This is a genomic window from Pedobacter sp. (assembly GCF_035566355.1).
GTDB lineage: Bacteria > Bacteroidota > Bacteroidia > Sphingobacteriales > Sphingobacteriaceae > Pedobacter.
Window position 1 is genome coordinate 1 of the sequence record NZ_DATMRL010000696.1, and the last position, 4,474, is coordinate 4,474.

The following is a 4,474-nucleotide window of genomic DNA, read 5'->3' on the forward strand; positions in this document are numbered from 1 at the left end:
GAGTTGATCCTAATTGCAGATGATTCGCATGGGATTGGGGTATTGAATGGTGGCAGGGGTAGTTACCCGGTTTTGCCAAGGCAAGAGCAGGTTAGAGGGGTTGTAGTGGCTTCTATGGCCAAAGCTCTTGGCGTAGACGCAGGTCTGATCCTGGGACCGGAGGAGCTGATCGGGGAGTTGAAAAATACAGCAACTTTTCTCGGGGCTTCTCCGCCATCGGCAGCAGGTTTGTTTGCTTTCATGCGGGCAGAGGATATTTACAGAGGGGAATTGGAGCGGCTCCTGGAGCTTTGCAGGTATTTTGAGACTGGTCTGGGTGCTTTGAAATCTGGTCTTGCCTACCTGGAAGGTTTTCCGGTGTATCTGAGCGCAGACAAAGAACTGGCACAGCGGCTGATGGAGAAGGATGTTCTGATCTCTTCTTTTGCTTATCCAGATCAGTTTGGTGAAGCATTGAATCGTATTGTGCTCAGCAGCTGGCACAATGAAAGTGACCTTGACAATCTTTTAAATATTCTATCGGGCTGCACTTAAATTGCGCTAACTTTGAGCTTTTCTTTTCCAATCCTGTTTTAAAGCCCATGCAAAAGAGTTCTGAATCTATTTATACCCTGCAGTTTGCCCTGGTTTGCCTGAGTTCTTTTCTTTTTTCGGCCAGTTTTAATATGCTGATTCCTGAATTGCCGGCTTACCTGACGGCCATGGGGGGAGCACATTATAAGGGGCTGATCATTGCCTTGTTTACCCTTACTGCCGGGATTTCCAGGCCTTTTAGCGGTAAACTTACGGATACGATAGGCCGGGTGCCGGTGATGGCGGTTGGATCCATGGTTTGTTTTGTTTGCGGCTTCCTTTATCCGGTACTCACTACTGTAGCAGGTTTCCTGTTGTTAAGATTGGTTCATGGATTTTCGACCGGCTTTAAGCCTACTGCAACAGCGGCTTATGTGGCCGATCTGGTTCCTGTTCACCGCTGGGGCGAAGCCATGGGGGTACATGGGGTTTGTTTCAGTACGGGGCTGGCCATCGGACCCGCAATAGGGAGTTTGATCACGGATCATTTTTCTATAGATATTCTGTTTTATTCTTCGTCTCTATTTGCCTTAATGTCTATTGTGATCCTGGCCAATATGAAAGAAACGCTTCCGGATAAACAGAAGTTTAAGTTTAGTCTGCTGAAGATCAGCCGTAAGGATATTATTGAATGGCGTGTGATTCCAGCAACGGTTATTATTTTTATGAGTTATATCAGCTACGGGGCTATTCTTACCGTGATTTCGGACTGGAGCGGTCATTTGGGAACGAGCAATAAAGGTTTGTTTTTTATGGTCTTTACAATTACCTCTCTGCTGATCCGTTTTGTCGCTGGAAAGGCTTCTGACCAGTATGGAAGAATTGTAATTTTGAAAGTTTCGCTGGTTTTGCTGGCGGTAGCCATGCTCTGGATTGGGTTTGCGGGAAGTTCTTTTTCTTTAATGGCTGCCTCGGCATTATATGGAATTGCGACAGGTATGCTTTCACCAACAGCAACGGCCTGGACGGTAGACCTTAGTGATCCTGAACACCGGGGAAAGGCGATGGCCACCATGTATATTGCTCTGGAAGCGGGAATTGGAGTTGGCGCTTTACTGGCTGGCTGGCTCTTCATCAGTGATATTTCTATGATCCCGGTTATTTTCTACTGTTGCTCGGCGGTTACCCTATTGGCCTTGCTGTATCTGCAGTATGGGTATAGAGCAAAAAAATGGTCTAGAGATCTTTGAAGGGGATATCCAGCAGTTCATAATTTTGCCATCCTACAAAGTCATAATGCCACCATTCATTTTTAAGTACTCTGAAACCATGTGCCTGCATGGTGCGGATCAGCAGGTTGCGGTTGCGGATCACAGATACAGGTAGCTCTGCATAATCTGCAGCGGCTTGCGGGGCAAAACTGTCGTACGGAGTAGGCATAGGCAGTTCTTTACCGGTCTTTAAATTAATCAGACTTAGATCTATAGCACAGCCACGGTTATGCCTGGATCCTTTTGTTGGATTGGCTACAAAATGCTTGTCTGAGGCTTTTTGATAAAACGCCACGGTAATTGCATAAGGACGATAAGCGTCGTAAATCCGAAGTCCCAGACCCTTTTTGCGGAGCTCATCCTGTACTTTTTGAAGCTGCTGGACCACTGGCTTTCTGGCAAATGCCCTGGCTTGCGGATACATAATTTGCTTCATGAAATTGTTTTTTGTGGCGTACCGGATGTCTAGTTGCAGGTCGGGAATGGCTTTTTTCAATTCGATGAGCTGCTTATCTGGGTTTTGCCGACAGGAGTTTTTATATACAGCAAAGGAACTGACCACTTTCAAAGGGGCCGGGGCTTTCTTTTGGGCGAAAAGAAGCGGACCGCTGAAGAGCCATAAGATGAGGGAAAGGCTTATTTTCATATTTTACTGGTTAGAAACGACCAGTAGTTCGATATCTTTAAAAGGCAAGTTGAACATATTGGCAAGGTCTTTACTGGTGAGGTGGCCCTGGTAGGTGTATAAAGCTTCCCGAATTCCGGGTTTGCTCCAGACCACATTCATCAGGCCGCCCATATCGCCGATATCGACCAGGATAGGTGTAAAGATATTGGTGAGGGCATAAGATGCGGTTCTGGGTACCCTGGAGGCAATATTGGGCACGCAATAATGGATCACATCGTACTTCCTGAATACGGGGTCTTTATGGTTGGTGACCTGGGAAGTCTCAAAACATCCACCTTGATCAATGCTGACATCGATGACGACCGAATTGGGTTTCATCCGGCTCACTGTTTCATCCATCACAATACAAGGACTTCGTCCATGTTTGGCGCGGATGGCGCCGATCACAACATCACAGGTCGTAATGGCCTTGCCGAGAACGATAGGTTGCATTACAGAGGTAAACACCCGGCTGCCCAGGTTGTTTTGGAGGCGTCTGAGGCGATAAATGGAACTGTCAAATACCTTGACTTCGGCTCCCAGAGACAACGCGGTACGGGCGGCATATTCGCCTACGGTACCTGCCCCAAGAATCACAACTTCTGTAGGAGGCACGCCGGTAAAACCACCGAGCATCAGTCCTTTTCCACCAGTCACATTGCTCAGATATTCTGCCGCAATAAATACGGTTGTAGCACCTACGATTTCACTCATGGCCCTGACTACACTCAGAACATTTCCTTCATCGCGCAGATGCTCAAAACAAAGGGCATTGATCTTCTTGGCCAGCAGGGCTTTTAGATAGGCTTCATCCAGGTTACCCATCTGAAGGGCTGAAATAAGGGTTTGTCCCTTGTGCATGATGGCTATTTCTTCGGGAGTAGGCGGGGCTATTTTTACAATAATGTCTGCATCAAAGACCTCTTTTTTATTGTAGGTAATGATGGCGCCTTGCTCACTGTAGTCCCGGTCGGAAAAGTTGGCACCGTTACCGGCCCCGCTTTCTAAAACTACTTTATGGCCATTATTGACCAAAAGCGCAACGGAAAGGGGGGTGAGTGCGATCCTGTTTTCCTGAAAGGAAATTTCTTTTGGCAGGCCGATGTAGAGGCTGTTGCTTTTTTTTCCGGTTTCTGCTAGTGTCTCTTTGGGTTGAAGTAATCCTTTTTGAGCAATAGAGGCCATTCCTTCTCTTAATCCTGTAGCCATTTTAATGATTTATCTGCCTAAAATTAATAATAATAACCTTAAAGGGAGCAAATTAGCTTTTTAAATTTTAATAAAACTGAACGTTCTTTTGCCTTCATCCTGAATGCCGATCCGGATTTTAACATAGTGTTCGGGAAGAATTTCTTCAATCTTTTCCGGCCACTCGATTAAGCAGATATTGCCCGAGTAAAAGTAATCTTCATAGCCGATGTCATACGCCTCTCTCAGGTTTTTGATGCGGTAAAAGTCGAAATGATAGACGGGCTGTCCTTCTGCCGATTCATATTCGTTGACAATAGAAAAAGTTGGACTGGAAACCACATCGGAGACACCCAGCTGGTGGCAGATCTCTTTAATAAAGGTGGTTTTTCCGGCGGCCATTTCTCCTTCAAAGATGAAGATCTTTTCTTCATCTGCAAATATTAAAAGCGCCTGAGCGGCCTCCGCTAAATCCTGGAGACCGTTAATTTCTAGGTTCATTGTGATCTTAACTAACGTGAACTATAGGTTGCGACCGGAATGATCATCTCTTCCAGTGAAATCCCTCCATGCTGGAAAGTTTCATTGTAATAGTTGACAAACTGGTTATAATTATTCTGGTAAACAAAGTACCTGTCTTCTTTTGCAAAGATATAATTGGAACTGATATTGATTTTAGGTAATTGCGCTTCATGTGGATTTTTGATCAGAAAAACCTCTTTTGCATTAAAATTGAGGTTCCTGCCTTGTTTATAACGCAGATTGGTATTGGTATTCCGGTCTCCGATTACTTTGCTTGGGTGTTTTACCCGGATGGTACCATGGTCGGTGGTGA

5 protein-coding genes and 1 pseudogene are annotated in these 4,474 nt (G+C 45.6%); 2 read left to right on the plus strand and 4 right to left on the minus strand.

Annotation, left to right across the window (positions count from 1 at the left end; genetic code table 11):
- Nucleotides 1-534 (plus strand): aminotransferase class I/II-fold pyridoxal phosphate-dependent enzyme (locus tag VNZ46_RS27380; RefSeq protein ID WP_325564544.1); only part of this gene is annotated, 534 nt, incomplete at its 5' end.
- Between the two features lie 47 nt (nt 535-581).
- The gene (locus VNZ46_RS27385; RefSeq protein WP_325564546.1) at nt 582-1,763 is read left to right on the plus strand and encodes an MFS transporter; all 1,182 of its coding nucleotides are present in this window, start codon (nt 582-584) and stop codon (nt 1,761-1,763) included.
- On the opposite strand, the gene VNZ46_RS27390 is transcribed toward VNZ46_RS27385, so the two are convergent.
- The 4 genes and pseudogenes from VNZ46_RS27390 to VNZ46_RS27405 all read right to left on the minus strand — a co-directional run.
- Nucleotides 1,750-2,430 (minus strand): M15 family metallopeptidase, encoded by a 681-nt coding sequence (locus VNZ46_RS27390; RefSeq protein WP_325564548.1) that lies wholly within the window; start codon nt 2,428-2,430, stop codon nt 1,750-1,752. The genes VNZ46_RS27385 and VNZ46_RS27390 overlap by 14 nt on opposite strands.
- 3 nt (nt 2,431-2,433) lie before the next feature.
- Nucleotides 2,434-3,660, minus strand: coding sequence for an alanine dehydrogenase (locus tag VNZ46_RS27395; protein ID WP_325564550.1), 1,227 nt, complete (start codon nt 3,658-3,660; stop codon nt 2,434-2,436).
- Nucleotides 3,661-3,720: 60 nt separating this feature from the next.
- Nucleotides 3,721-4,140, minus strand: coding sequence for a tRNA (adenosine(37)-N6)-threonylcarbamoyltransferase complex ATPase subunit type 1 TsaE (gene tsaE, locus VNZ46_RS27400; protein WP_325564552.1), 420 nt, complete (start codon nt 4,138-4,140; stop codon nt 3,721-3,723).
- 11 nt (nt 4,141-4,151) lie between these two features.
- Nucleotides 4,152-4,474, minus strand: a pseudogene (locus VNZ46_RS27405) (two-component system response regulator); the annotation flags it as partial.

Bases quoted from the DNA above. Each gene is read 5' to 3' on its own strand.
- VNZ46_RS27385 (WP_325564546.1), top strand. From the start codon at position 582: ATGCAAAAGAGTTCTGAATCTATTTATACCCTGCAGTTTGCCCTGGTT.
- VNZ46_RS27390 (WP_325564548.1), bottom strand. From the start codon at position 2,430: ATGAAAATAAGCCTTTCCCTCATCTTATGGCTCTTCAGCGGTCCGCTT.
- tsaE (WP_325564552.1), bottom strand. From the start codon at position 4,140: ATGAACCTAGAAATTAACGGTCTCCAGGATTTAGCGGAGGCCGCTCAG.
- VNZ46_RS27395 (WP_325564550.1), bottom strand. From the start codon at position 3,660: ATGGCTACAGGATTAAGAGAAGGAATGGCCTCTATTGCTCAAAAAGGA.